Origin of the sequence: Pseudomonas sp. A-B-19, from assembly GCF_019947515.1 — a bacterium.
Taxonomy (GTDB): Bacteria; Pseudomonadota; Gammaproteobacteria; order Pseudomonadales; family Pseudomonadaceae; genus Aquipseudomonas.
In genome coordinates this window covers 232,987-258,617 of record NZ_JAGYGN010000002.1, presented here as the reverse complement: position 1 = coordinate 258,617, position 25,631 = coordinate 232,987, and the positions used below count along the sequence as shown (strand labels likewise).

The following is a 25,631-nucleotide window of genomic DNA, read 5'->3' as shown; positions in this document are numbered from 1 at the left end:
CAAGGTCCCCGAAACCGGGTGGGTGAAGTGATTCACTTGAAAGGGTTATTGCAGGGGGCGCGCCAGGTTTTAACAAGTTGAAACAGAAATCTGCGTATAAACGCTGAAAGCCCCGTAATCCGGGGGTTTCGTGTTTTTTCGATAAAGGTTCGATAGCGAATGCAGGCGGGGATTCGGAGCTGTCTTTGTGCGCGATTGCGGTTCACGGTGCATTGCGGCGGTGCATGGATCACCCAAAAAGCATCGTCGGAACGCCGCCCGGAGCAAGCTCGCTCCCACAGGGTTCGATGGTGTCTACACGATAGTGATAGCACCGAAAATCCACTGTGGGAGCGAGCTTGCTCGCGATTGGGCCTAACGATCAGCGAAGTACTAAAGGCTGCTTAGCCCTCATCCCCCTCATCATCATCCCCACCATCCACCTTCATCCCCAATTCCTTGATCTTGCGGGTCAGGGTATTGCGCCCCCAGCCCAGCAAGACGGCGGCATCGCGGCGGCGGCCGGCGGTGTGTTTGAGTGCGGTCTCGATCATGATCCGCTCGAAGGCCGGCACGGCGCTGTCGAGCAGGCTCGACTGGCCGCGGGCCAGCGCCTGGTCGGCCCACTGGCGCAGAGCCTGTTCCCAGTTGGTCACGGGCGCCGAATCCTGCGGCAGGCTCAGCAGCTCAGGCGGCAGGTCGCCGATGTGCACTTCGCGACCCGATGCCATCACCGTGATCCAGCGGCAGGTGTTCTCCAGCTGCCGCACGTTGCCGGGCCACGGCAGGTTCTTCAGGTATTCCTCGGTTTCGCTTTTCAGCAGCTTCGGCTCGACGGCCAGTTCCTGGGCGGCGCGGCCGAGGAAGTGTTTGGCCAGGGTCGGGATGTCTTCGCGACGGTCCGACAGGCGCGGGATGTGGATGCGGATCACGTTGAGGCGATGGAACAAGTCCTCACGGAATTTTCCGGCATGCACCAGGGTTTCCAGATTCTGGTGAGTCGCGGCGATGATGCGCACATCGACCTTCACCGGCACATGACCGCCGACGCGGTAAAACTCGCCATCAGCCAGTACGCGAAGCAAGCGGGTCTGGGTGTCGGCCGGCATGTCGCCGATTTCATCGAGGAACAGCGTGCCGCCGTCAGCCTGTTCGAAGCGCCCGCGACGCAGGTTGGCCGCGCCAGTGAACGCGCCTTTCTCGTGGCCGAACAGTTCGGATTCCATGAGGTCTTTGGGGATCGCCGCCATGTTCAGCGCGATGAACGGCGACGCTGCCCGCGGGCTGTGGCGGTGCAGGGCGTGGGCCACCAGCTCTTTACCGGTACCGGATTCGCCGTTGATCAGTACGGTGATGTTGGAGTGGCTCAAGCGTCCGATGGCGCGAAACACTTCCTGCATCGCCGGCGCTTCGCCGATGATTTCCGGGGTGCGGGTCAGGGTCGGGGCGACTTCCAGGCCTTGTTGTTCCTGGGCGTGCTGGTTGGCGCGTTTGACCAGGGAAACCGCTTCGTCGACGTCGAACGGCTTGGGCAGGTACTCGAAAGCGCCGCCCTGATAGGACGCGACAGCGCTGTCCAGATCGGAGTGAGCGGTCATGATGATGACCGGCAGTCGCGGGTGCTGCTCGCGAATCCGCGCCAGAAGCTCCAGGCCGCTGGCGCCGGGCATGCGGATGTCGGAAATGATCACGTCCGGCTGCTGGCGCGCCAGGCGGCTCATCACACCGTCGGCGCTGTCGAAGCTTTGCGTGGTCATGCCTTCCTGCTGCAGGGCTTTTTCAAGGACCCAACGGATAGAACGGTCGTCATCGACGATCCACACGGTTTCACTACGGCTCATGTCGATGTGGCTCCTTGTTCCAGTGGCAGAAAGATCGAGAAGGTGGTGTGGCCGGGGTGGCTGTCACATTCGATCAGGCCCTGGTGCTGGCTGATGATGTTCTGGGTAATGGCCAGGCCGAGTCCGGTACCGTCTGGACGACCACTGACCATGGGAAAGAAAATGGTTTCCTGAAGTTCTGCAGGGATGCCCGGACCGTTGTCGATGATCTCGATCTTGGTCACCAGGCGATGACGGACATGGCCGATGGTGAACTGGCGCATGGCGCGGGTGCGCAGGCTGATGCGACCCAGGCGCAGTTCGTTCTGGCTGCTGATGGCCTGCATGGCATTGCGCACGATGTTCAGCACGGCCTGAATCATTTGCTCGCGGTCGATCAGGACGTCGGGGATGCTTGGGTCGTAGTCGCGCACCAAGGTGATGCAGCCCTGGCTTTCGGCCTCCACCAGATGGCAGACACGCTCAAGCACTTCGTGGACATTGCACATGGCCAGCGACGGCAACTTGTTGGAGCCGAGCATGCGGTCCACCAGATTACGCAGGCGGTCGGCTTCTTCGATGATGACGTTGGTGTAGTCGCGCAGGCTTTCTTCCGGCAGTTCCCGAGCCAGCAGTTGTGCCGCGCCGCGAATCCCGCCCAAAGGGTTCTTGATTTCATGGGCCAGGCCGCGCACCAGCATCTTGCTGGTCTCCTGCTTGGAAAGCTGTGCTTCTTCCTTGGTGATCCGCAGCAAGCGGTCACGAGGGTGGACTTCGAGCAGCAGCATGGTGTCGCCATTGCTCAGAATCGGCGTTACCGCGTAGTCGACGGTCAGGGTCTGGCCGGTGAGGGCGGTAAGCATGGCTTCGCGTTTGGTGAACGGGTGCGCTTGTTCGACGGCCTGGCGCAACGAATTCAGCGCTTCGGTCGACTCGGTAAACAACTCACTGATGAACTGCCCATGGCTGCGTTGACCGCTGATGGCCAGCAGCATCTCCGCCGCCGGGTTCATGTACTCGAGGCGCAGTTCGGCGTCGAGCAGGATGGTGGCAGTGGTGAGGTTGTCGAGTAGCAAGCGGTGGAGTGCGTCGCTAATGGTCATCGGGACCTCTTTTAGGGCAGAGCATGCGCAAGAAAAAAGCGCTGGTACGGGCAAAATGCAAAAACCAAACCAAGGCTCCGAAAAGAAGCGTTCAGCGCCTGAAACGGGCGTTTGACGCTCGTTTGCGTGGCGCTTTGCCAGCTTTCGCGAGTACTTTCGAACCAAAATGGGTTGGAATGTGAGTACGGTGCAAGCAATTGCACCAATATAGTGCGCAAACCCGTACGAGGTTAGAAAAGTCTCAGGAAAGGATTTTTTCTTCGTCGGGTTTGGGCTGGTCGGTGAAAACCCGATTGCCTTGAGCGTCGACATACATGAAGACCTCTGCCGAGGCGGGCGGGGCGATCAGGCAGGCGATCAACAGCCAGGTCTTCAGGGCTTGCGCACTCGCTGTACGGAGAATGTCACCGCAGGGCTTTGCTGGACGACTTTTTTGCCATCGATCACTTGCACGGCGAGGCTGTGTTCACCGCGATCGATGTTCACCAGTTGCAGTGTCGGCACGTTGCCTGGCTGGCCGTAGGGCTGACCGTCCAGCAGCAGGCGCAACAGGTGGGGGGCTTGCAGACGTGGCTTGATCAGTACTGTTACGGCGAACGTGCCGTTGTTGGCGCGCAGGGCTTCTGTGGTGGGCAGGCCTGTCAGCTCCAGTACTTCATAGGACTTGTGGGGCTGTTCATTGCGAGCGGCTTGAGCAGCCGGTGCGACTTCACCGGGAGGCTGGCGCTCGAAGCTGTTAAGGGGCGGCAATTCGACCGGATGGGCGCTGACGCCGTCAGGCGGTTGATTGCTGTACGCGGTGGCGCCGTTGGCGTCCGTGTACTTGTAGATCTGCGCCGTGGCGGGCAGAGCGATCAGCAGCAGAATGAAGAGAAAACCGCGACCCATGGAATTGACCGGAAACGAAAGCATTGGGTTGCAGCATAGGCCAGGCTGAGTGTTTGACCCAAGCAGGTAACATTTGAGTGTAATTTGTCGAGCTCATCCTGAGCGCAGAAACCCCCTGTAGGAGCTGGCTTGCCAGCGAAAGCGTCTGACCATTCAACATAGACGTCGACTGACATGCCGCATTCGCTGGCAAGCCAGCTCCTACAAGGTTCCATAGCGTTTTCGATATTCATTTGGCAATAAAAAAAGGCCTCCACGAAGGAGGCCTCTTTTTGTCACGCCGCGTGTCGCGGCGCTACCGGATCAGCAGCTGTAGTACAGCTCGTATTCCAGTGGGTGTACGAAGGTACGTACCTTGATTTCTTCTTCGCTTTTCAGGGCGATGTAAGCGTCGATGAAGTCGTCGCTGAAAACGCCGCCTTTGGTCAGGAACGCACGACCTTTGTCCAGCTCTTCCAGGGCTTCTTTCAGACTGCCGCAAACTTGTGGGATCTCTTTGGCCTCTTCAGGCGGCAGGTCGTACAGGTTTTTGTCAGCGGCATCGCCAGGGTGGATCTTGTTCTGGATGCCGTCCAGGCCAGCCATCAGCAGTGCGGCGAAGCACAGGTACGGGTTGGCAGCCGGGTCCGGGAAGCGCGCTTCGATACGGCGGGCTTTCGGGCTCGACACGTAAGGAATGCGGATCGAAGCGGAACGGTTGCGCGCCGAGTAGGCCAGCATTACCGGAGCTTCGAAGCCTGGAACCAGACGCTTGTAGGAGTTGGTCGCCGGGTTGGTGAAGCCGTTCAGGGCCTTACCGTGCTTGATGATGCCGCCGATGAAGTACAGGGCGGTGTCGGACAGGCCGGCATAACCTTCGCCTGCGAAGGTGTTCTTGCCATCTTTCCAGATGGACATGTGCACGTGCATACCCGAGCCGTTGTCGCCGTACAGCGGCTTAGGCATGAAGGTAGCGGTGCGGCCGTAGGCATCGGCTACGTTGTGCACAACGTATTTCAGGGTTTGGGTTTCGTCGGCTTTCTTCACCAGGGTGTTGAACTTGACGCCGATTTCGTTCTGGCCGGCAGTTGCCACTTCGTGGTGGTGAACTTCGACGGTCAGGCCCATTTCTTCCAGTGCGTTGCACATGGAGGTACGGATTTCGTGGTCGTGGTCGAACGGTGGAACCGGGAAGTAGCCGCCTTTGACGCCTGGACGGTGGCCTTTGTTGCCGCCTTCGATGTCCTGGTCGGACATCCACGAACCTTGTTCAGAGTAGATCTTGAACATGGAGCCGGAAATGTCGGACTTGAACTTCACCTGGTCGAAGATGAAGAACTCTGGCTCTGGACCGGCGTATACGGTGTCACCGATAGCGGTGGCTTTCAGGTGCTCTTCGGCGCGCTTGGCGATCGCACGTGGGTCGCGATCGTAGCCTTGCATGCTCGAAGGCTCGATGATGTCGCAGACCAGGATCAGGGTCGGTTCTTCGGTGAATGGATCCAGTACAGCGGTGGAGTCGTCCGGCATCAGGATCATGTCGGAAGCTTCGATGCCTTTCCAGCCAGCGATGGAGGAGCCGTCGAACATTTTGCCGACTTCGAAGAAGTCGTCATCCAGCGCATCGCGAGCCGGCATGGTCACGTGGTGCTGAGTGCCTTTGGTGTCCGTGAAGCGCAGATCAATCCACTTGACGTCATGATCTTTGATGAGTTGAACCGACTTCGACATAGTGTCCTCCGGGTGGCTTCGGGCTAGTAATGGATGCCCTTATAATGTGGGTGATGCCGGCGCGAATACTCTGCCAAGGCAACCTGCCTCACAAGGGAGCAAATTGCATGCCAGTGCCCCACCATGGGTTTTTTGCCCCAAATTCACGCTTGTGAGGTTGTTTTACGCTTTAAAGCAGAAAATAGCGCCCTGTAATGTGGCGTCAAATCCAATAAGTGACCTGTTTTGGTGCGTGCAAAACCTTCTACACATTAACTGGTTAAACCTTGAGCAATTTCCGCTATAATCCGCGCCCCCCTTTTTCGGCAGGCCCTGCGCGCGCTGTTTCCATGAAATTAATCGTAAAAGTCTTCCCCGAGATCACCATCAAGAGCCGACCTGTCCGGACGAAATTTATCCGCCAGTTGGCCAAAAACATCCGCGCCGTGCTCCGTGATCTGGACCCGGCCGTGGTGGTGAACGGCGTGTGGGACAATCTCGAGCTGGAAACCCGCGTCACCGACCCGAAAGCCTTGAAAGAGATGGGTGAGCGCCTGACCTGCATGCCGGGCATCGCGCACTTTCTGCAGGTCGACGAGTACTCGCTGGGCGACTTCGACGACATCACCGAAAAGTGCAAATACCACTACGGCGATGCGCTGGCCGGGAAGATTTTCTCGGTGCGCTGCAAACGTGCGGGCAAGCACCCGTTCAGCTCGATGGATGTCGAAAAATACGTCGGCAGCAAGCTGCGTCGCGAGTGCGGCGCTGCCGGGATCGACCTGAAAAAGCCTGAAATCGAAGTCCGCATCGAAATTCGCGACCAACGGTTGTTCGTGATCCACAGCCAGCACAACGGCATCGGCGGATATCCGCTGGGCGCCCTGGAACAGACCCTGGTGCTGATGTCCGGTGGTTTCGATTCCACCGTGGCGGCCTACCAGATCATGCGCCGCGGCCTGATGGCGCATTTCTGCTTCTTCAATCTGGGCGGACGTGCCCATGAACTGGGCGTCATGGAAGTCGCGCATTTCATCTGGAAGAAGTACGGCAGCTCCCAGCGCGTGCTATTTGTCAGTGTGCCGTTCGAAGAAGTGCTGGGCGAAATTCTCGGTAAAGTCGATAACAGTCATATGGGCGTAGTATTGAAGCGTATGATGTTGCGCGCTTCCTCCCGAATTGCCGATCGACTGCACATCGACGCACTGGTCACCGGTGAGGCGATTTCCCAGGTGTCGAGCCAGACATTGCCGAACCTGAGCGTGATCGACTGTGTGACCGACAAGCTGGTGCTGCGTCCGCTGATCGCCAGCCACAAGCAGGACATCATCGACTTGGCCAACGAAATCGGTACCGCCGATTTCGCCCGGCACATGCCGGAGTACTGCGGCGTCATCTCGGTCAATCCGAAGACCGCGGCCAAGCGCTACCGCGTCGAGCATGAAGAGAAAGAATTCGATATGGCGGTACTCGAGCGTGCGCTCGAAAACGCCAAGCTGGTGCCGATCGATCGCGTGATCGACGAATTGGGCCAGGACTTGCAGATTGAAGAAGTCAGCGAAGCGCTGGCCGGTCAGATCGTCATCGACATCCGTCACCCGGATGTCGCTGAAGACGACCCGCTGGAACTTGCTGGCATCGAGGTACAAACGATGCCGTTTTATGCAGTGAACGCTCGTTTCAAGGAACTGGACCCTACTCGCCAGTACCTGCTGTATTGCGACAAAGGCGTGATGAGTCGCCTGCATGCCCACCATTTGCTCAGTGAGGGGCATGCCAATGTGCGCGTTTATCGACCGAGCTAAGTGCCCGGGGCTGTTTGCCTGTGGCCTGCGTCACCGGCCCCCCGATGCCACCGTCAAGCTGTAACGGCTTTCACGGACGCTACTGTTAATCGCTGCCAAGACTTGTCAGCACACCGAATCCTCTGATCGAGATACACAAGTGATCGAAAATCTACGCAACATCGCCATCATTGCCCACGTTGACCATGGTAAGACCACCCTGGTAGACAAACTCCTGCGTCAATCCGGCACCCTGGAGCGCAACGAGCTCAACGACGAGCGCGTGATGGACTCCAACGACCAGGAAAAAGAGCGCGGTATTACCATTCTGGCGAAAAACACCGCCATCAACTGGAACGGCTACCACATCAACATCGTGGACACCCCGGGCCACGCCGACTTCGGCGGCGAAGTTGAACGCGTAATGTCGATGGTCGACTCCGTTCTGCTGCTGGTTGACGCTCAAGACGGCCCTATGCCGCAAACCCGTTTCGTGACCAAGAAGGCTTTCGAAGCCGGCCTGCGTCCGATCGTGTGCATCAACAAGGTTGACCGTCCAGGCGCGCGTCCGGACTGGGTTCTGGACCAGATCTTCGACCTGTTCGACAACCTGGGTGCCACCGAAGAACAGCTGGACTTCAAAGTCGTCTACGCCTCGGCCCTGAACGGTATTGCCGGTCTGGACCACACCGAAATGGCTGAAGACATGACCCCGCTGTACCAGTCGATCGTCGACAACGTACCAGCGCCGAAAGTCGACCGTGACGGTCCGTTCCAGATGCAGATCTCCGCACTGGACTACAACAGCTTCCTGGGTGTTATCGGCGTTGGCCGTATCGCTCGTGGTCGCATCAAGCCGAACTCCCCGGTTGTGGCTATCGGCGCCGACGGCAAGAAGCGTAACGGTCGTATCCTGAAGCTGATGGGTCACCACGGTCTGCACCGTGTAGACGTTGAAGAAGCTGCAGCAGGCGACATCGTGTGCATCAGCGGTATGGACTCGCTGTTCATCTCCGACACCCTGTGCCACCCGGACACCGTTGAAGCGATGAAGCCGTTGACCGTCGACGAGCCAACCGTTTCCATGACCTTCCAGGTAAACGACTCGCCATTCTGCGGTAAAGAAGGCAAGTTCGTGACTTCCCGTAACATCAAGGAACGTCTGGACAAAGAGCTGCTGTACAACGTTGCACTGCGCGTTGAAGAAGGCGACTCGGCTGACAAGTTCAAGGTTTCCGGCCGTGGCGAACTGCACCTTTCGGTACTGATCGAAACCATGCGTCGCGAAGGCTTCGAAATGGCTGTAGGCCGTCCGGAAGTGATCATCCGTCTGGTTGACGGCGTGAAGCACGAACCGTTCGAAAACGTCACCATCGACACCCCTGAAGAATCCCAGGGCAAGGTGATGGAAGAGATGGGCCTGCGTAAGGGCGACCTGACCAACATGGTGCCGGATGGCAAGGGCCGTGTACGTCTGGAATACAACATCCCTGCTCGCGGTCTGATCGGTTTCCGTAACCAGTTCCTGACCCTGACCAACGGTGCTGGCATCCTGACCTCGATCTTCGACCGTTACGACGTGATGAAGTCCGGCGACATGTCCGGCCGTCAGAACGGCGTTCTGGTTTCGGTTGAAACCGGCAAGGCACTGACCTACTCCCTGGAAACCCTGCAGGCGCGTGGCAAGCTGTTCGTAGAACACGGTCAGGAAATCTACAACGGTCAGATCGTTGGTCTGAACAGCCGTGACAACGACCTGGGCGTCAACCCTACCAAGGGCAAGAAGCTCGACAACATGCGTGCTTCGGGTAAAGACGAAACCATCGCCCTGGTTCCACCTGTTCGCTTCACCCTGGAACAGGCTCTGGAATTCATCCAGGACGATGAGCTGTGCGAAGTGACGCCTAAGTCCATCCGTCTTCGCAAGAAGATCCTGGACGAAAGCGAGCGTACCCGCGCTGCCAAGAAAGCCAAGGCATAAGATTTAGCCCGGCTTAACGAAAACGCCCCCGGTCGAAAGGCCGGGGGCGTTTTTGTATGTCTGGGGTTTGTGCAGTGTTTGTGCCGGCCTCATCGCGAGCAAGCTCGCTCCCACAGTGTTCGAGGTGAACCACAAATTGTGTGAACGCCACAGAACCCCTGTGGGAGCGAGCTTGCTCGCGATGAGGCCAGTACCAGCGCCGCAAATTCCGGGGGTGTCAGAACCGCTCGATACTCCGCGAACTCCGCTCGCGCTCCACTTCCTTTGGCTTGTACGCGCAATACCCCGGCCGCGGGCCGATTTTCGGGTGGTTGCGGCAGGTATCCGGGCGCTTTTCATAAATAGTGCACAGACGGCTCTTACGATCCAGGTACAGGCAATCGTTGTTGCTCATGCGCTGGAGGGTGAAGATTCCTGACTTCTGGTTGAAACGCTCGACCAAGCCTTCCTTTTGCAGGCGCTTGGCGATGTTCTTCGGCGGATCGCCCAGCTCGAACTCATCGACCACGCCGATGCGGATCAGGTCCTTGATCTTGACCTCGACGGGCAGGGTGCAGCAGCTGGACATGCACGAGCCGCACATCGGGGCAGAGTACTTGGCCCAGGTATCGAGGCGGTCGATCTCTGCGGCAGCGATCAGGTTCGGCTTCATCATCGTTTGTTACCAGCGTGTGCATCAGGGCGCGCGATAATACCGGGACTGGTGGATTTTTGAACAACCTTTCGCCAGTTTTTTTCACAGGCGGCGCAAACAACCGGAAAATAGGCACGAGCCCTGCATTGATTCAGGCACAAGACAACGCAATGTCGATCCAGCCCGCATTCAATGGAAAAACTGCCGAACCAGACTCTCTACCGCCTGTCAGACCGTCTAGGCTCAGACAACTTCAAGCTCGTTCGAGGTCTTATCGATGACTCAAGAACCAATTGTTCGCGAAGCAGAGGTGGCCGCATTCCGCGACGCCGTCTTGACCAAACTCACTTATGCAGTGGGTAAAGACCCGGATCACGCCTTCGACCATGACTGGTTCGAAGCCATTGCCCTGGCCGCCCGAGACCACATGGTCGAGCACTGGATGGACCATACGCGGCAGATCTACCGCAAAGGTCAGAAGCGCGTTTATTACCTCTCCCTGGAGTTTCTCATCGGTCGGCTGCTGTTCGACAGCCTGAGCAACCTCGGCCTGCTCGATGTGGCCCGCGAAGCTCTGACCGAACTGGGTGTCGACCTTGAGCGCATCCGTTTGCTGGAGCCCGATGCGGCCCTGGGCAACGGCGGCCTCGGGCGTCTGGCGGCGTGTTTCCTGGAAAGTATGTCGACCCTCGGCATCGCCGGTCATGGCTACGGCATCCGCTATGAGCACGGGTTGTTCCGCCAGGCGATTGTCGATGGCTGGCAGCAGGAGCAGACCGAACACTGGCTGGATTTCGGTAACCCGTGGGAGTTCGAGCGGCCGGAGGTGGTGTACCCGATCGGCTTTGGCGGCAGTGTCGAGACCGTGACCGATGAAAACGGCAAGTCCAGGCAAGTCTGGCACCCGGCGGAAACCGTGCGGGCCATTGCCTACGACACGCCGGTGGTCGGCTGGCGCGGGGCGAGTGTCAACACACTGCGTTTGTGGCGCGCCCGGGCCATGGAGGAACTGCACCTGGAGCGTTTCAACGCTGGCGACCACCTGGGTGCCGTGGCCGAAGTGGCCCGGGCCGAAAGTATCTCCCGGGTGCTGTACCCTGCGGACAGCACCGAGGCCGGCCAGGAACTGCGCCTGCGCCAGGAATACTTCTTCGTCGCGGCGTCCCTGCAGGACTTGCTGCGCCGCCATCGCAACATGCACACCTCGGTGCTGACCCTGGGCGATCACGCTTCGATCCAGCTCAACGACACTCACCCTTCGATTGCCGTGGCTGAACTGATGCGGCAACTGGTCGACGTGTATGACGTGGCGTGGGACGCAGCGTGGCAGGTCACCGTCGATACGCTTTCCTACACCAACCACACATTGCTGCCAGAAGCGCTGGAAACCTGGCCGGTCGGCTTGATGGAACGCATGTTGCCGCGGCACATGCAGATCATTTACCTGATCAACGCCCAGCACATCGACTCCCTGCGAGCCAAGGGCATCCATGATTTCGACGTGCTGCGTGCGGTGTCGCTGATCGAGGAAGACAACGGTCGTCGGGTGCGCATGGGCAACCTGGCGTTTCTCGGTTCCCATAGCATCAACGGTGTGTCCGGGTTGCACACGCAACTGATGCGCCAAACGGTGTTCTCTGAACTGCACAAGCTGTACCCGGAGCGAATCAACAACAAGACCAACGGTATTACCTTCCGCCGCTGGCTGTACCAGGCCAACCCCGAGCTGACCTCGATGCTGGTCGATACCCTCGGGCCTGAAGTGCTGGATAACCCGGAAGAGCGTTTGCTCGCCCTCGAACCGTTCGCCGAGAAAAATGCATTCCGCAAGGCATTTGCCGAGCAACGCCTGCACAGCAAGAAAGCCCTGGCGTACCTGATTCATGAGCGGCTGGGCGTCGCGGTCAACCCGGCGGCGATGTTCGACGTGCAGGTCAAGCGAATCCACGAATACAAACGCCAGTTGCTCAACCTGATGCACACCGTGGCGTTGTACCAGGCGATTCGCGCGGAACCGGAAATCGACTGGGTGCCACGGGTGAAAATCTTCGCCGGCAAGGCCGCCGCGAGTTATCACCAGGCCAAACTGATCATCAAACTGACCAACGACATCGCCAGGGTGGTGAACAACGACCCCACCGTGCGCGGTTTGCTCAAAGTGGTGTTCCTGCCCAACTACAACGTCAGCCTGGCGGAGAGCATCATCCCGGCGGCGGATTTGTCCGAGCAGATCTCCACCGCCGGTTTCGAAGCGTCAGGCACCAGCAACATGAAATTCGGCCTGAACGGTGCGCTGACCATCGGTACCCTGGACGGGGCCAACGTGGAAATGAGCGAGCGCATCGGCACCGAGCACATGTTTATCTTTGGTCTCAGCGCACAGCAGGTCGAGGCGCGCAAACAGAACCATGAGTTCAATGCGGCACCGGATATCGCCGCCTCCCATCGTCTCAACGATGTGCTGCAAGCGATTCGCAGCGGTGTGTTCTCACCGGATGATCCGTCCCGTTACACCAGCCTGATCGACTCGTTGGTGGATTACGACCGCTTCCTGGTCTGCGCCGACTTCGACTCGTACTGGAACGCACAGATGCGCGTTGAAGAGCATTGGCACGATTCGAACCAGTGGTGGCGTTCGGCGGTGTTGAACACGGCGCGGATGGGCTGGTTCTCGTCGGACCGGACCATTCGCGAGTACGCCACGGAGATCTGGAAGGCGCTGGAGTAGTTTTCAACCAGAACTGCGAGCAAGGCCCGGTTGTTGCCGGGCCGGATCGATATACTAGGCGCCGGATTGCCGAGCGGCAGGGATCAGCTAGATTCTGAACACTCCACAGTCCCTTGTGGGAGCGAGCTTGCTCGCGATGAGGCCATAACATTCAGCATTGATGTTGAATGTCAGTGCGCTATCGCGAGCAAGCTCGCTCCCACAGGGGTTTTGGTGTTTTCACACTAGACTGATCAGACGCTGTACCGCTTGGACTTGCCCCACGATGGGGCCGCTTAGGGATATCGACCATGCAATGGATTTTCATGCTGATCGGGCTGGTGCTCGGCTGGATACTCGACGAGTCATTCAGTGATGCACTGCTGGGTGCATTACTCGGATTGGGTATCGGCCAGGCCGTTCGCATGGCTCGCATGGACGCTCGGGCAGTTGAGCAGCGGCGCTTGCTGGAACAGGCACAGGTTGCGCTGCAAGCGTTGGAGCAACGGCTGGCGCTGCTCGAAGCATCAGGTGTCAAGGCGCCAGAAACCCGTGAACCGCTTGTCTCACCTGAAACCCTCCATGATGAAGCACCTGCCGCAGCCCCGGAATTGATCTGGGAGCTGCCGCCCGAGTTCGAGCCAATCCCCGCAGCGGCCAGCGAAATCGCCGATGCCTGGAAACCCGAGCCAACCGCTCGCGAAGCACAATCGACTATTTCCCTGCATGGCCCGAATCTCATCGACCGCGCCATCAGTCGCGCCCGCGCCTGGTTGTTTGGCGGTAATACCGTATTGCGGGTCGGCGTGGTGCTGCTGTTCCTCGGCCTGGCCTTTTTGCTGCGCTATGCCACCGAAGGCGTGGTGGTGCCGGTTGAGTTGCGCTACGCAGGCGTTGCGGCGGCAGCCCTGGGGTTACTCGGATTGGGTTGGTGGTTACGAGCGCGCAACAGCAGTTACGCGTTGATCCTGCAGGGCACCGGGGTCGCCGTGCTGTACCTGACCGTGTTTGCCGCGATGCGCCTGCATCCGCTGCTCGATCCCTCGGCGGCGTTTGGCCTGCTGGTGGCGGTGACGATCTGTTCGGCGATTCTCGCCATTACCCAGGACTCCCTGGGGCTGGCCGCCGCTGCCGCACTGGGTGGCTTCGCCGCGCCCATCCTGGCCTCCACCGGCGCCGGCAACCACGTCGCGCTGTTCAGCTACTTTGCCGTGCTCAACGCCGGCATTCTCGCCATCGCCTGGTTCAAGGCCTGGCGGCTGTTGAATGTCATCGGGTTCACCGGCACCTTCGGCATCGGTTTCGCCTGGGGCCTACGCTCCTACTCGCCGGAGCTACTCTGGAGCACCGAGCCGTTCCTGATTATGTTTTTCCTGATGTACCTGGCCATTGGTCTGTTGTACGCCCGGCGCAAGTTGATGGCGATGAGCGATGCACCGGCAGAGGGCAATCGCGAAGCGCTGCTGCAGTGGTCGGCGCGCAAGGGTGACTACGTCGACGGCACGCTGTTGTTCGGCCCGCCACTGGTGGGTTTCGGCTTGCAGTTCGCACTGGTGCAGCATCTGGAATTCGCGGCGGCGTTCAGTGCCTTGACGCTGGGCATGATTTACATGGGACTCGCCCGTTGGCTGATGGTCGGGCGCACCCTGTTGCTGGGGGAAACCTGCCTGGCCCTGGGGGTGATCTTCGCCAGTCTGGCGATTCCGCTGGGGCTCGATGCGCGCTGGACGACGGCGGCGTGGGCGGTGGAGGGCGCGGGGATCTTCTGGCTCGGTCTGCGTCAGCAAAGGCCCCTGGCCCGGGCCTTTGCCTTGCTCCTGCAACTGGGTTCGGCGCTGGTGTTTCTCAGCGAGTTGCACGGCAGCGAGAGCAGCCTGCTCGGCGGGGTGCCATTAGGCGCGCTGTTGTTGGGTGTCGCGTTGTTGTTCAGCTTCTACCAGTTACGCAAAGCCTTGCCGGAGCAGATCAGGCCTTGGGAGCTGATAGGCCTGCCAGTCCTGGCGTGCCTCGGGCTGGCGTTTCTCTATTTGCTGGCACCGCTGTTTTTCTTCAGCCACGGCACGGTGATCAGTTGGGCCCTGGCCGGGGTGCTGACGTTGTGGGTTGGCTTGCGCCTGCCATCGCGCTCGTTCGTGTTCACCGCGCTTGCTGTGCAACTGTTGGGTGGCGCGCTGTTCCTGGCGACGGGGCCGCAGTTCAGTGAAGGGGGGATCCCCTTGGCTCATGGCGGGTTCTGGGCGCCGCTGACGCTGGGGCTGGCCGCGATGGTCGGGGCTTGGCGTTTGCAGATGGGTCATTCGCTCGGAGCGTTCGAAGGGCTGAGTCTGTTGCGATTGTCCCAGGCGTTGCTGGTGTGGGGCGCAGGCTGGTGGGCGCTGGCCTGGGTCATCGAGGTGCTGCATTTCGCGTCGTTGCCGATGCAGGCGACTTTGTTGTTGGGCATCGCTGCTGCGAGTGTCGCGCTGTGGACGGTATTGGCACAGCGCCTGAGTTGGCCGTCACTGGGCGTGCTCTGCACGGTGTTGATTCCCGCTGCCGCGTTGGTACTGCTGGCGGCCTGGCTCTCGCGTTATCACCCGGCGGCCAACTTCGGCTGGCTGGCATGGGCCGCCGTGTTCGTCGTGCATTTCATGTCCCTGCGGCGTCTGGCGCCCATGCTGCCGGCGCGCGTGCTGAGTGTCGCCCATGTGCTCGGCTGTTGGCTGTTGATGGGGGTGCTGGCTCTGCAACTGCGTTACGGCTTGCTGGTGTTGTCCGAGCAATACAACGCGTGGCGCTGGTTGGGCTGGGCGATCCTGCCAAGTCTGTATCTGGTGCTGATGGCGGCACCTCGCGCGTGGCCTTGGCCGGTGTCGGCGTATTCGAGGGAATACCGTGTATACGCCGCCGCACCACTGGCGTTGCTGATGCTCGGCTGGTTCTGGCTGGCGAATGTCGCCAGTGACGGCAATGCCGAACCACTGCCCTACGTACCACTGATCAACCCGCTGGAGCTGGGCCTGTTGTTTGCGTTGTTCGGCGTCTATGTCTGGTCCCGTAGCGCCATGACACAACTGGCGGCTCGCAAGGATTACACCGCGAACGTCACGCAAGGGGTCACCGGCGCCTCGCTGTTCGTGTTCTTTACTGCGTTGGTAATGCGCACAGCGCACCATTGGAGCGGGGTGCCGTTCGAGCTGGATCTGTTGCTGGCGTCGATGCGGGTACAGGCCGGCCTGTCCATCGTCTGGACCCTGATGGCCCTGAGCCTGATGATCGGCGGCCATTTGCGTTGCCGCCGCGAGGTCTGGTTGATCGGCGCCGCCTTGATCGGCGTGGTCGTGGCCAAGCTGTTTTTTGTCGAATTGAGCAATCGCGGCGGGCTGGCGCGGATCGTGTCGTTTATTGGAGTCGGCGTGTTGCTGCTGGTGGTCGGCTATTTCGCACCGCTGCCGCCTAAGCGCGTCGACGCTGTGCCGGATACCGGGAAACCGCTCGCGGAATCCGAAGGAGTGTCATCTTGAGTCAGAAGCTGAACCTGGGTTGGCTGGGCGCTGTTGCCATGGGTGTGGTGTTATCGGCGGTTGCCCAGGAAAAACCGGCGGATTTCACCACCCAAGTGCCCTTGTCGGTATCGGGCGAAGGCCCCTGGTATCGCCTGGAACTGCCCCTGAGCGTGCAACTGAACGCACGCCAGGCCGACCTGAGGGATCTGCGGGTGTTCAACGCCGTAGGCGATGTTCAGGCTTATGCCTTGGCCCGGCAGTCGGCGCAGAGCAGTGAAACGCGCACCTTGACCGAGGTGAAAAGGTTTGCGTTGTACAACTCGGTGGACGCCACTGAAACCGCGCCGAGCTTGCGGGTGCAATCGAGCGCCAACGGCACCTTGGTCGAGGTGCAGCCCTCCAGTCAGCTGGAGGCGGGTGAGCAGGAGTTGCGCGGCTGGTTGCTCGACGCGTCCGCGATCAAGGCACCGTTGCAGCAATTGATTCTCGACTGGACCAGCGAGCGCGACGGCTTCCAGCGTTTCACAGTCGAAGCCAGCGACGATTTACAGCATTGGCAGTCCTGGGGCGAAGGGCAGGTGGCGCGCCTGAGCTTTGCCGACGAGCGGGTCGAACAGCATGAAGTCAACCTGCCGGGCCAGTCGGCGCGCTACCTGCGGTTGCTGTGGATCACACCGCATTCGGCACCGACACTGACTTCGGCGCAACTGCAAAGCGCCAATACCCACAGCCTGCCGCTGCCGTTGGTCTGGTCCCAGGCGTTGGCCGGCAGTAGCACGAAGGCGGGTGAGTACACCTGGCAGTTGCCGATGGGGTTGAATGTCGAGCGGGTGCAGGTCGAGCTGAGCCAGCCCAACAGCCTGGCGCCGGTGAACCTGGCCGGTCGGCGCGACAGCAGCCTGCCATGGCAACCGATGGGCAGCGGTTTGCTCTATCGCCTGACCCGGGACGGTCAGGACGTGGTGCAAAACGAATTGCCGTTGTCGGGGCAAATCGTCCAGCAATTGAAACTGACCGTGGACGAACGCGGCGGCGGCCTGGGTGATCAGGCGCCGATGCTGAAGTTTGCCGTGCGTGCCACGCAACTGGTGTTCCTGGCGCGCGGACCGGGGCCTTACACGCTGGTCGTGGGGAATGCGACGGCGAAGGCGGCGAACTTGCCGCTGTCGACGCTGATTCCGGATTACAGCCCGGCGAAGCTCGCGACCCTGGGGCGGGCCATGGTGGATGTCGGGGCGGTGGCGCCGAAGCCGCCGACAGATACCGCGTCTGCGCCGATCGAGACCAACTGGAAAAAAATCGGATTGTGGGCAGTGTTGTTGCTCAGTGTCTTGTTTCTGGTGGCGATGGCGTTCAGTTTGTTACGTAAACCGCCAGCCAAATCCTGAAAATGGGTGCCGCGCACCCAATCGCGAGCAAGCTCGCTCCCACAGTTGGAACGCATACCCCTGTGGGAGCGAGCTTGCTCGCGATGGCGTTCGCCCAGTCACTGAAAATGCCGAAATGACCGCAGTTCCCAGGCTCACACCCGGCCCATTTCCAACTACGCTCATCCCCGCGCATGAACTCTCTTCGGCCGATCACGTCTGATAGGAGGAAATGCGCCCCGACTCGCGCTAAACTGCGCGGGTTTTTAGCCCCCCCATTCCTCCGGAGCCTTCCATGTCCCGCGTTACCTTGAGTCGCTATTTGATTGAGCAGACCCGCAGCAACAACACTCCTGCCGATCTGCGCTTCCTGATCGAAGTGGTGGCGCGTGCCTGTAAGGAGATCAGCCACGCCGTGTCCAAAGGCGCCCTGGGTGGCGTTCTGGGCAGCATGGGCACTGAAAACGTCCAGGGCGAAGTGCAGAAAAAGCTCGACGTGATCTCCAACGAAATCCTGCTCGAAGCCAACGAATGGGGCGGTCACCTGGCCGGCATGGCGTCCGAAGAAATGGACAATGCCTACCAGATCCCGGGCAAATACCCGAAAGGTGCGTACCTGCTGGTATTCGACCCGCTGGACGGTTCGTCGAACATCGACATCAACGCGCCGGTCGGCACCATCTTTTCGGTACTGCGTTGCCCGAACGAATACCTGAGCCAGAACGAACCTTTGAATGAAAAGGCCTTCTTGCAGCCAGGCACCCAGCAAGTGGCCGCCGGTTACGCGATCTACGGTCCACAGACCATGCTGATCCTGACCCTGGGCCACGGCGTGAAAGGCTTCACCCTGGACCGTGAAATGGGCAGCTTCGTCCTGACCCACGAAGACATCACCATTCCTGAAGCCACCCAGGAATTCGCCATCAACGCGTCCAACCAGCGTCACTGGGAAGCCCCGGTACAGCGCTACGTCGGCGAATTGCTGGCAGGTGACACCGGCCCGTTGAAAAAGAACTACAACATGCGCTGGGTCGCTGCGATGGTGGCCGACGTGCACCGCATCCTGACCCGCGGTGGTCTGTTCATGTACCCACGCGACAGCCGCGAGCCTTCCAAGCCGGGCAAACTGCGCCTGATGTACGAAGCCAACCCGATGTCGTTCCTGGTGGAACAGGCGGGCGGCGCGTCCACCGACGGCCACCAGCGCATCCTCGACATCCAGCCGGAAGGCCTGCACCAGCGTGTTGCGGTGTTCCTCGGTTCGAAAGAAGAAGTTGCCCGCGTCACGGCTTACCACAAGGAATAAACCATGACTGCGCCCTGGCAGCCGTTGCTTGATTGGTGGTTCGGGAGTTCCGGGTCAGCGAGGGAAGTGGCGGCGCAGAAGGGCAAGTTGTGGTTCGGCAAGCGCGACAGCCAGGACCTCGAAGCGCGCGAGCGTTTCGGGGACTGGACCGAGCAGGCACTGGCCGGCGGATTGACCGAGTGGATGCAACATCCCGAAGGTTGGCTGGCCCTGGTGCTGTTGCTCGATCAAATCCCGCGAATGATCTTTCGCGATACTCCCAAAGCCTTTGCAGGCGATCTGCGGGCGCAGAAGCTGGTAGCCCAAGGCATTGCCGCGGATTACGACCGGCAGTTGCAGCCGATCCAGCGGGTGTTCATCTACCTGGTGTTCGAGCACAGCGAAGACCTCGCGGTGCAGAACGAAGGCGTCTCGCGCTACATCGAGCTGGTGGCGCAGCAACCGGAAATCGATCGGGCGTTGTTCAGCGATTACCTGGACTATGCCGAGCGGCATCAGAAAGTGATTGCGCAGTTTGGGCGGTTTCCGCATCGCAATGCGGTGTTGGGGCGGGAGTCGACGGCTGAGGAATTGGAGTTTCTGTCGAGGCCTGGGTCACGGTTCTGATTTTTCGTTGTTGCTGATGCCGTCTTCGCTGGCAAGCCAGCTCCTACAGTGGATCTTCGGTGCGACAAAGATCTCTGTAGGAGCTGGCTTGCCAGCGAAGAGGCCCGCAAGTCCGCCTCAGATCCGGAAACTACCCACCAACTGCTTCAACCGCGCCGCCTGCTGCTCAAGATCGGCGCACGCACGCAAGGTCGACTGCAGGTTCTCCACACCTTCCTGGTTCAGCATGTTGATCTCGGTGATGTCGACGTTGATCGACTCCACCACGGCCGTCTGTTCTTCCGTGGCGGTGGCGACCGACTGGTTCATGCCATCGATCTCACCGATGCGTTGGGTCACGCTGCCCAGGCGCTCGCCCGCCTGATTGGCGATGCCGACGCTGCTTTCGCTCTGGCGCTGGCTGTCGGTCATGATGCCCACCGCTGCCCGGGCGCCGACCTGCAGCTCTTCGATCATCGTCTGCACCTGCTGCGCCGAGTCCTGGGTGCGGTGAGCGAGGTTGCGCACCTCATCGGCCACCACCGCGAAACCACGCCCGGCTTCACCGGCTCGCGCCGCTTCAATCGCAGCGTTGAGCGCCAGTAGGTTGGTTTGCTGGGAGATGCTGGTGATCACTTCCAGAATCTGCCCGATATTGACCGTGTTGCTGTTGAGGGTTTCGATGTTGCCGCACGAGTCGCTGATCTTGGCCGAGAGTTGTTGCATCGCCGCGATGGTTCTATCCACCACTTGTTGGCCGTCTTCGGCCAGGCTGCGGGCATCGCTGGAATGTTGCGAGGCGAGGGCGGCGTTCTGGGCGATTTCCTGGGCGGCGGCCCCGAGCTGGTTGATCGCCGCGGCCACGCTGCTGGTGCGCGAGGCTTGCTGGTCGGAGTTGAACATCGACGAATTCGACGCGGCCACTACACGCAACGCCACCTCGTTGACCTGGCCGGTGGCCGAGGACACTTCGGTGATCGAGGTATGAATGCGCTCGACGAAGCGGTTGAACGACAGTCCCAGCGCGCCGAATTCGTCGTGGCCGTGGATGGTCAGGCGTTTGGTCAGGTCACCTTCACCTTCCGCGATGTCGTGCATGGCGCGGCCCATGGTCAGCAGCGGCTGCATCAGCAGGCTGATCAGCATGCCCAGCAGCGCAATGATGATCACCATGGCGATGATCGCCGAGGTACGGAATTCGCTGAGCATCGAGAACGCCGTTTCCTGGTCGAGCACCAGTGCCACGTACCAGTTCGCCGATGGCACGCCATTGACGTGGGTGAAGGAGATGAACTGGTGCTTGCCGTCGATCTCGACTTCTTTCATGCCCGGGCTGACTTTGGGCGTGTCGCTCGGATAGGCCTCGGCCAGGTTCTTGAGCACCAGCTTGCTGTCCGGGTGAATCAGGATCTTGCCGTCGGCCCCGACGATGAACGCATGACCGTGACCGCCGAAGTTCAGCGAATTGATGATTGCGCTGACGCTGGACAGGTCGATGTCGGCGCCTGCGACGCCGATCATCTGGCCCTGGTGCTGCACCGGGGTGGCCACGGTGATCACCAGTTTGCCGGAAGACGCGGCAATGTACGGTTCGGTGACGATGGTCTGTTGTGCGCTATTGGCCGCCTTGTACCAGCCACGGGCACGTGGGTCGTAGTCCGCCGCGCGGTTGCCCGCCGGGACCGAGAACATCACGCCGTCGGCGCCACCGAAGTAGCTCAGCTGGAAGTTGCCGGTGTAGGCGGGCAGGTCGATGATCCGTTTCAGGCCAACGGGAGCATTGCCATCGGCGGTGATCTGTTGGGCCATTGATTGCAGCAATTGCATGCGGCTTTCCAGCCAGGTCTGGATGTTGCTGGTGGTCAGGCTGCCGAGTTCCTGCATCGAAGCTTCGGTACTGTTGCGCAAGGTCTCGCGCTGGCGATAGTCGTTGAACAGGATGAAACAAGCGAATGCGACGGCCACCACAAGGGCGGCAGCCAGCAATATCTTGTGGCTGAACTTCATGTTTCTGGTCATGGATGAGCTACCGCAGAGGGGCTGTTCTACAAATTGGGGGAGCAAATGCCACCGACGTGGTTTTGCATTGCATTTATGTCGACTGAGCGGCGCCAAAGATTAGGCGGACTGTGTGAAAAATGACGAAATGCTCGGTAAACAAGGAAAGTGGCAGAATTTCGGCAAGAGGTAGACGAGTGGCCCGATAAATAGCCTGCCGGGTACGGAACCTCACAGGGGTTTTCTCTTCTAAGCTTCAGCTTGGCAGCCATGCCAATCCCCTACGCCCCCCGGAGTTTCACCATGTCGCTGCGTTCCATCGCCCTGCTTTCGTTTTGCGTGTTGCTGGCTGCCTGCAGCAAAGTCAATCAGGAAAACTACTCTAAGCTCTCGGCCGGCATGGCCAAGGCCGATGTGGAGACCCTGTTGGGCAAGCCCGCCGATTGTTCAGGTGCGCTCGGCATGTCCAGTTGCACCTGGGGCGACAAGAACAGCTTTATCAGCGTGCAGTTCGCCGGTGACAAAGTGCTGATGTTTTCCGGCCAAGGCCTGAAGTAAACCGGGGCGTTTGCCCGCGGGAGAAAAATAATGAAGCGGTTATTGATCATCCTTTTTGCCGGTCTGTTGTTGGCCGGCTGTGCCACGCCTGGCCAGGACCCGTTGGCCCCAAAGACTGTCAACAGCGTCAACCTCAAGCGCTACCAGGGCACCTGGTACGAGCTGGCGCGCATGCCGATGTACTTCCAGCGCGATTGTGCGCAATCGGAAGCCCATTACACGCTCAAGCCTGACGGCAACGTGACAGTGCTGAACCGCTGCCTGACGGCGCAGTGGCAATGGGAAGAGGTCAAAGGAACGGCTTATCCACAGGTACCCGGCAAGGGCGACAAGCTGTGGGTCGAGTTCGATACCTGGTTCTCCAGGCTGATCCCGGGTACGGCGAAGGGCGAATACTGGGTGCTGTACGTCAGCGATGACTACAAGACCGCCATTGTCGGGGATCCGAGCCGGAAGTATTTGTGGCTGTTGTCGCGCACGCCGAACGTGAACGGTGTGGTGCGTGAGGAGCTGCTGAGCAAGGCACGTCAACAGGGTTACGACACCACGCGGCTGATCTGGCGGGCGTCGGAACAGCAGATGGCCGAGACGTCCAACTGATCACGCATACCCTGTAGGAGCTGGCTTGCCAGCGAAGGCGGCCTGTCAGTCAACATGAATGTTGAAGCTGATGGCCTCTTCGCTGGCAAGCCAGCTCCTACAAGGTTTTTTGTCAGCCCAGGAGATCGCGCAGGACTTGGGTAAAGGCGCGGCTGCTTTCTTCCTCGTCCGCATGCCGCCCGTCACGCACCACCCACTGGCCATTCACCAGCACATCCCGCACCTGGCGATCGCCACCGGCAAACAGCCACCGATTGAGAATTCCGTCACCATTGGCTGTCGCCAGATACGGATCGTTGCCATCGAGCACCAGCCAGTCGGCGCGTTTGCCGACTTCCAGCGCGCCAATCGGCTGGCCCAGCGCCTGAGCACCGCCATCCAGCGCTGCATCGAACAACGTGCGGCCGACCATTGGCTGATCCGCGCCATACAAACGATTACGTCGCTGGTCGCGCAGACGCTGGCCGTATTCCAGCCAGCGCAATTCTTCCACCACGCTCAATGACACATGACTGTCGGAGCCGATGCCCATGCGGCCGCCCTGGGCGAGGAAATCCACCGCCGGGAAAATCCCGTCGCCCAGATTGGCTTCGGTGGTCAGGCACAGGCCGGCGATGGCGCGACTCTTGGCCATCGACGTGACTTCTTCCGGGTTGGCGTGGGTCGCGTGAACCAGGCACCAGCGCTGATCGACGTCGATGTTTTCGTACAGCCATTGCAACGGACGACGACCGCTCCAGGTCAGGCAGTCGTCGACTTCCTTCTGCTGCTCGGCGATGTGGATGTGCACCGGGCATTGCTTGTCGCTGGCCGCCAGCACTTCGCTGATCTGCTGCGGCGTAACCGCGCGCAGCGAGTGGAAACACAAGCCGAGCGACTGTGCCGGTTGCTGTGCCAGCACCGGTTGCAGGCGTGATTGCAGCTTGAGATAGTTTTCAGTGCTGTTGATAAAACGCCGCTGACCGTCGTTCGGGGGCTGGCCGCCAAAACCGGAGTGGCTGTAAAGCACTGGCAGCAGGGTCAGACCGATACCGGCGGAACCCGCAGCCTGGCTGATACGCAGGGCCAGCTCCGCCGGGTCCGCGTAAGGCTGGCCATTGATGTCGTGGTGTACGTAATGAAATTCCGCCACCGAGGTGTAACCGGCCTTGAGCATTTCGATGTACAACTGACGGGCGATGACGCCGAGTTGTTCCGGGCTGATTTTTCCGACGAGGCGATACATCAAGTCGCGCCAGGTCCAGAAACTGTCGTTCGGATTACCCGCCACTTCCGCCAGCCCGGCCATGGCCCGCTGGAAGGCGTGGGAGTGCAGGTTCGGCATGCCAGGCAGCAGCGGACCGCTCAGCCGCTCGGCGCCATCTGCCTTGGAATCGGCCTGGATATGGGTCAATACGCCGTCGGCGCTGACCTCAAGACGTACATTGTTGGCCCATCCACTAGGCAGCAGCGCGCGTTCGGCAAAGAAGGCGGACATGGTTCATCACCCTATCGTGTGTTATTTGTATATACATATACAGACGTTTGCCTGCCCGGTAAACTCCGGCAAGCTAGCGATATTCACTAAACGACCAAGGAATAACCGTGCCGACTCCGCCTCCAGTCTCTCCGTTGGCCGCGAACATGGGCGACAGTCCGGCGCCCTTGTACGCCCGCGTCAAACAAATGATCACCCAGCAAATCGACAGTGGAAACTGGCCGCCGCACTACCGCGTTCCGTCGGAAAGCGAGCTGGTCAGCCAGTTGGGCTTCAGCCGCATGACCATCAACCGCGCCCTGCGCGAGATGACCGCCGATGGCCTGCTGGTGCGCATGCAAGGCGTCGGTACGTTCGTCGCCGAGCCGAAAAGCCAGTCCGCACTGTTCGAAGTGCATAACATCGCCGATGAAATTGCCTCCCGCGGTCATCGCCACACCTGCAAGGTCATCACCCTTGAGGAAGAGGCTGCCGGCTCCGAGCGCGCCCTGGCCCTGGACATGCGCGAAGGGCAGAAGGTGTTCCACTCGCTGATCGTGCATTTCGAAAACGATATTCCGGTGCAAATCGAAGACCGTTTCGTCAATGCACTGGTGGCACCGGACTACCTCAAGCAGGACTTCACCCTGCAAACGCCCTACGCCTATCTGAACCAGGTTGCACCGCTGACCGAGGGCGAGCACGTGGTCGAGGCGATCCTGGCCGAGCCATCCGAATGCAAATTGCTGCAGATTGAAAAGGGTGAGCCGTGCCTGCTGATTCGCCGCCGCACCTGGTCTGGCCGTCAGCCAGTGACCGCCGCTCGCTTGATCCACCCCGGTTCTCGTCATCGCTTGGAAGGGCGCTTTCATAAATGAGCAGTCTGAAAGTTTTACGTGCAGTTGATTACCCGCGCATGCCTTGGAAAAACGGCGGCGGCAGCACCGAAGAAATCACCCGTGATGCCGGCACCGGCCTGGACGGGTTTGGCTGGCGCCTGTCGATTGCCGACATTGGCGAATCGGGCGGGTTTTCCACTTTCGCCGGTTACGAGCGAGTGATCACCGTTTTGCAGGGCGACGGCATGACCCTGACGGTGGATGGTCAGGACGCTCGGCCACTGTTACCGCTGGACCCGTTTGCTTTCAGTGGCGAGAGCAAGGTTTCCTGCACCTTGCTCGGCGGACCGATTCGCGATTTCAACCTGATTTACGCGCCGCAGCGTTACGGTGCGCGGTTGCAGTGGTTGAGCGGCGAGCAGCGGTTCTTTAGCTCGGCGGGCACGGTGTTGGTGTTCAGCATCTGCGATGCGCTGGACGTGGTGGTCGATAGCAACGCTTCGCAACTTGGCCGGCATGATTGCCTGCAACTGGACGGTAACACCGGGCTGCTGGAAGTCTCCGTCAATGGGCCATGCTGCGTGATTGAACTGTCCGCACACTGATCCAACTGCTTACGAAATCTTATTGTGGCGAGGGGGCTTGCCCCCGTTGGGTCGCGAAGCGGCCCCAAAGCCTGCGGCTGAGTCTTTTCAGATGCACCGCACATGTCGGTTTTGCGACTGCTTCGCAGCCGAACGGGGGCAAGCCCCCTCGCCACAAAAAAGCAGTAACTCTTCGTTTCCCACCGCGCACCACTTTGTTACCGAACGCCCCAGCGTGGCGCAAAACCATGCTCAAGTAACAAAACCC

The 25,631-nt window shown here is 60.1% G+C and carries 18 protein-coding genes and 2 pseudogenes; 11 read left to right on the top strand and 9 right to left on the bottom strand.

What is annotated here, in order from left to right; all coding sequences use genetic code 11:
• Positions 1-383: 383 nt before the first annotated feature.
• From ntrC to glnA, 5 genes and pseudogenes are all read right to left on the bottom strand, one after another.
• On the bottom strand, positions 384-1,820 hold the full coding sequence (gene ntrC, locus KGA81_RS03265; RefSeq protein WP_046040882.1) for a nitrogen regulation protein NR(I): 1,437 nt from the start codon (positions 1,818-1,820) through the stop codon (positions 384-386).
• Positions 1,817-2,902 carry a nitrogen regulation protein NR(II) gene (glnL, locus tag KGA81_RS03260; RefSeq protein ID WP_057712404.1) on the bottom strand — a complete coding sequence of 362 codons (1,086 nt, stop codon included), beginning with the start codon at positions 2,900-2,902 and terminating at the stop codon, positions 1,817-1,819. Before glnL ends, ntrC begins: the two co-directional genes overlap by 4 nt.
• A 265-nt stretch (positions 2,903-3,167) precedes the next feature.
• A pseudogene (locus KGA81_RS03255) lies at positions 3,168-3,278 on the bottom strand (DUF4124 domain-containing protein); the annotation flags it as partial.
• Positions 3,275-3,790, bottom strand: a complete 516-nt coding sequence (locus tag KGA81_RS03250) for a DUF4124 domain-containing protein (RefSeq protein ID WP_223544550.1) — start codon at positions 3,788-3,790, stop codon at positions 3,275-3,277. The gene KGA81_RS03250 and the pseudogene KGA81_RS03255, both read right to left, overlap by 4 nt.
• Positions 3,791-4,093: 303 nt before the next feature.
• Positions 4,094-5,500, bottom strand: coding sequence for a type I glutamate--ammonia ligase (gene glnA / locus KGA81_RS03245; protein WP_008002929.1), 1,407 nt, complete (start codon positions 5,498-5,500; stop codon positions 4,094-4,096).
• A gap of 329 nt (positions 5,501-5,829) precedes the next feature.
• Between glnA and thiI the strand changes: the two genes are divergently transcribed.
• Both thiI and typA read left to right on the top strand, forming a co-directional pair.
• Positions 5,830-7,284, top strand: a complete 1,455-nt coding sequence (gene thiI, locus KGA81_RS03240) for a tRNA uracil 4-sulfurtransferase ThiI (RefSeq protein WP_223544549.1) — start codon at positions 5,830-5,832, stop codon at positions 7,282-7,284.
• A 139-nt stretch (positions 7,285-7,423) separates the two neighbouring features.
• Complete coding sequence (typA, locus tag KGA81_RS03235; RefSeq protein ID WP_150717382.1) at positions 7,424-9,244, top strand: translational GTPase TypA; 1,821 nt, start codon at positions 7,424-7,426, stop codon at positions 9,242-9,244.
• A gap of 217 nt (positions 9,245-9,461) precedes the next feature.
• Here typA and KGA81_RS03230 read toward each other — a convergent pair whose 3' ends face one another.
• Entirely contained in the window at positions 9,462-9,899 is a 438-nt protein-coding gene (locus KGA81_RS03230) for a YkgJ family cysteine cluster protein (RefSeq protein ID WP_108216195.1), read from the bottom strand.
• A 256-nt stretch (positions 9,900-10,155) separates the two neighbouring features.
• On the opposite strand from KGA81_RS03230, the gene KGA81_RS03225 reads away from it, so the two are divergent.
• The 5 genes from KGA81_RS03225 (at position 10,156) to KGA81_RS03205 (ending at position 19,349) form a co-directional block, all read left to right on the top strand.
• On the top strand, positions 10,156-12,606 hold the full coding sequence (locus KGA81_RS03225) for a glycogen/starch/alpha-glucan phosphorylase (RefSeq protein WP_223544548.1): 2,451 nt from the start codon (positions 10,156-10,158) through the stop codon (positions 12,604-12,606).
• A gap of 290 nt (positions 12,607-12,896) precedes the next feature.
• The gene (locus KGA81_RS03220) at positions 12,897-16,088 is read left to right on the top strand and encodes a DUF2339 domain-containing protein (RefSeq protein ID WP_223544547.1); all 3,192 of its coding nucleotides are present in this window, start codon (positions 12,897-12,899) and stop codon (positions 16,086-16,088) included.
• The gene (locus KGA81_RS03215) at positions 16,085-17,458 is read left to right on the top strand and encodes a DUF3999 domain-containing protein (protein WP_223544546.1); all 1,374 of its coding nucleotides are present in this window, start codon (positions 16,085-16,087) and stop codon (positions 17,456-17,458) included. Before KGA81_RS03220 ends, KGA81_RS03215 begins: the two co-directional genes overlap by 4 nt.
• A 274-nt stretch (positions 17,459-17,732) precedes the next feature.
• Positions 17,733-18,743, top strand: a complete 1,011-nt coding sequence (locus tag KGA81_RS03210) for a class 1 fructose-bisphosphatase (protein WP_223544545.1) — start codon at positions 17,733-17,735, stop codon at positions 18,741-18,743.
• A gap of 3 nt (positions 18,744-18,746) precedes the next feature.
• Positions 18,747-19,349: a DUF924 family protein gene (locus tag KGA81_RS03205; protein ID WP_223544544.1), complete on the top strand. Its 603-nt coding sequence runs from the start codon at positions 18,747-18,749 to the stop codon at positions 19,347-19,349.
• A gap of 117 nt (positions 19,350-19,466) precedes the next feature.
• Here the strand turns inward: KGA81_RS03205 and KGA81_RS30165 are convergent, their stop codons facing one another.
• Both KGA81_RS30165 and KGA81_RS30160 read right to left on the bottom strand, forming a co-directional pair.
• Positions 19,467-20,231: a methyl-accepting chemotaxis protein gene (locus tag KGA81_RS30165; RefSeq protein WP_411736538.1), complete on the bottom strand. Its 765-nt coding sequence runs from the start codon at positions 20,229-20,231 to the stop codon at positions 19,467-19,469.
• 93 nt (positions 20,232-20,324) lie between these two features.
• Positions 20,325-21,335 (bottom strand): annotated as a pseudogene (locus tag KGA81_RS30160) (cache domain-containing protein); the annotation flags it as partial.
• Positions 21,336-21,629: 294 nt separating this feature from the next.
• Here KGA81_RS30160 and KGA81_RS03195 point away from each other — a divergent pair.
• Together KGA81_RS03195 and KGA81_RS03190 are read left to right on the top strand one after the other, a co-directional pair.
• Positions 21,630-21,884 carry a hypothetical protein gene (locus tag KGA81_RS03195; protein WP_007975531.1) on the top strand — a complete coding sequence of 85 codons (255 nt, stop codon included), beginning with the start codon at positions 21,630-21,632 and terminating at the stop codon, positions 21,882-21,884.
• A gap of 30 nt (positions 21,885-21,914) precedes the next feature.
• The gene (locus tag KGA81_RS03190; protein WP_223544542.1) at positions 21,915-22,484 is read left to right on the top strand and encodes a lipocalin family protein; all 570 of its coding nucleotides are present in this window, start codon (positions 21,915-21,917) and stop codon (positions 22,482-22,484) included.
• A gap of 112 nt (positions 22,485-22,596) precedes the next feature.
• Here the strand turns inward: KGA81_RS03190 and KGA81_RS03185 are convergent, their stop codons facing one another.
• Positions 22,597-23,961 carry a formimidoylglutamate deiminase gene (locus KGA81_RS03185; RefSeq protein ID WP_223544541.1) on the bottom strand — a complete coding sequence of 455 codons (1,365 nt, stop codon included), beginning with the start codon at positions 23,959-23,961 and terminating at the stop codon, positions 22,597-22,599.
• A gap of 146 nt (positions 23,962-24,107) precedes the next feature.
• On the opposite strand from KGA81_RS03185, the gene hutC reads away from it, so the two are divergent.
• The gene (hutC, locus tag KGA81_RS03180) at positions 24,108-24,818 is read left to right on the top strand and encodes a histidine utilization repressor (RefSeq protein ID WP_162135916.1); all 711 of its coding nucleotides are present in this window, start codon (positions 24,108-24,110) and stop codon (positions 24,816-24,818) included.
• Positions 24,815-25,384 carry a HutD family protein gene (locus KGA81_RS03175; protein ID WP_223544540.1) on the top strand — a complete coding sequence of 190 codons (570 nt, stop codon included), beginning with the start codon at positions 24,815-24,817 and terminating at the stop codon, positions 25,382-25,384. The genes hutC and KGA81_RS03175 overlap by 4 nt, the downstream gene beginning before the upstream one ends.
• Positions 25,385-25,631 lie beyond the last annotated feature (247 nt).

Excerpts from the sequence above, each read along its gene's own strand:
- thiI (WP_223544549.1), top strand. The coding sequence starts at position 5,830 with ATGAAATTAATCGTAAAAGTCTTCCCCGAGATCACCATCAAGAGCCGA.
- KGA81_RS03205 (WP_223544544.1), top strand. The coding sequence starts at position 18,747 with ATGACTGCGCCCTGGCAGCCGTTGCTTGATTGGTGGTTCGGGAGTTCC.
- hutC (WP_162135916.1), top strand. The coding sequence starts at position 24,108 with ATGGGCGACAGTCCGGCGCCCTTGTACGCCCGCGTCAAACAAATGATC.
- KGA81_RS03230 (WP_108216195.1), bottom strand. The coding sequence starts at position 9,899 with ATGATGAAGCCGAACCTGATCGCTGCCGCAGAGATCGACCGCCTCGAT.
- ntrC (WP_046040882.1), bottom strand. The coding sequence starts at position 1,820 with ATGAGCCGTAGTGAAACCGTGTGGATCGTCGATGACGACCGTTCTATC.
- KGA81_RS03185 (WP_223544541.1), bottom strand. The coding sequence starts at position 23,961 with ATGTCCGCCTTCTTTGCCGAACGCGCGCTGCTGCCTAGTGGATGGGCC.
- KGA81_RS03195 (WP_007975531.1), top strand. The coding sequence starts at position 21,630 with ATGTCGCTGCGTTCCATCGCCCTGCTTTCGTTTTGCGTGTTGCTGGCT.
- KGA81_RS03220 (WP_223544547.1), top strand. The coding sequence starts at position 12,897 with ATGCAATGGATTTTCATGCTGATCGGGCTGGTGCTCGGCTGGATACTC.
- KGA81_RS30165 (WP_411736538.1), bottom strand. The coding sequence starts at position 20,231 with ATGTTCAACTCCGACCAGCAAGCCTCGCGCACCAGCAGCGTGGCCGCG.
- KGA81_RS03190 (WP_223544542.1), top strand. The coding sequence starts at position 21,915 with ATGAAGCGGTTATTGATCATCCTTTTTGCCGGTCTGTTGTTGGCCGGC.
- KGA81_RS03250 (WP_223544550.1), bottom strand. The coding sequence starts at position 3,790 with ATGGGTCGCGGTTTTCTCTTCATTCTGCTGCTGATCGCTCTGCCCGCC.
- KGA81_RS03210 (WP_223544545.1), top strand. The coding sequence starts at position 17,733 with ATGTCCCGCGTTACCTTGAGTCGCTATTTGATTGAGCAGACCCGCAGC.
- glnA (WP_008002929.1), bottom strand. The coding sequence starts at position 5,500 with ATGTCGAAGTCGGTTCAACTCATCAAAGATCATGACGTCAAGTGGATT.
- KGA81_RS03225 (WP_223544548.1), top strand. The coding sequence starts at position 10,156 with ATGACTCAAGAACCAATTGTTCGCGAAGCAGAGGTGGCCGCATTCCGC.
- KGA81_RS03175 (WP_223544540.1), top strand. The coding sequence starts at position 24,815 with ATGAGCAGTCTGAAAGTTTTACGTGCAGTTGATTACCCGCGCATGCCT.
- glnL (WP_057712404.1), bottom strand. The coding sequence starts at position 2,902 with ATGACCATTAGCGACGCACTCCACCGCTTGCTACTCGACAACCTCACC.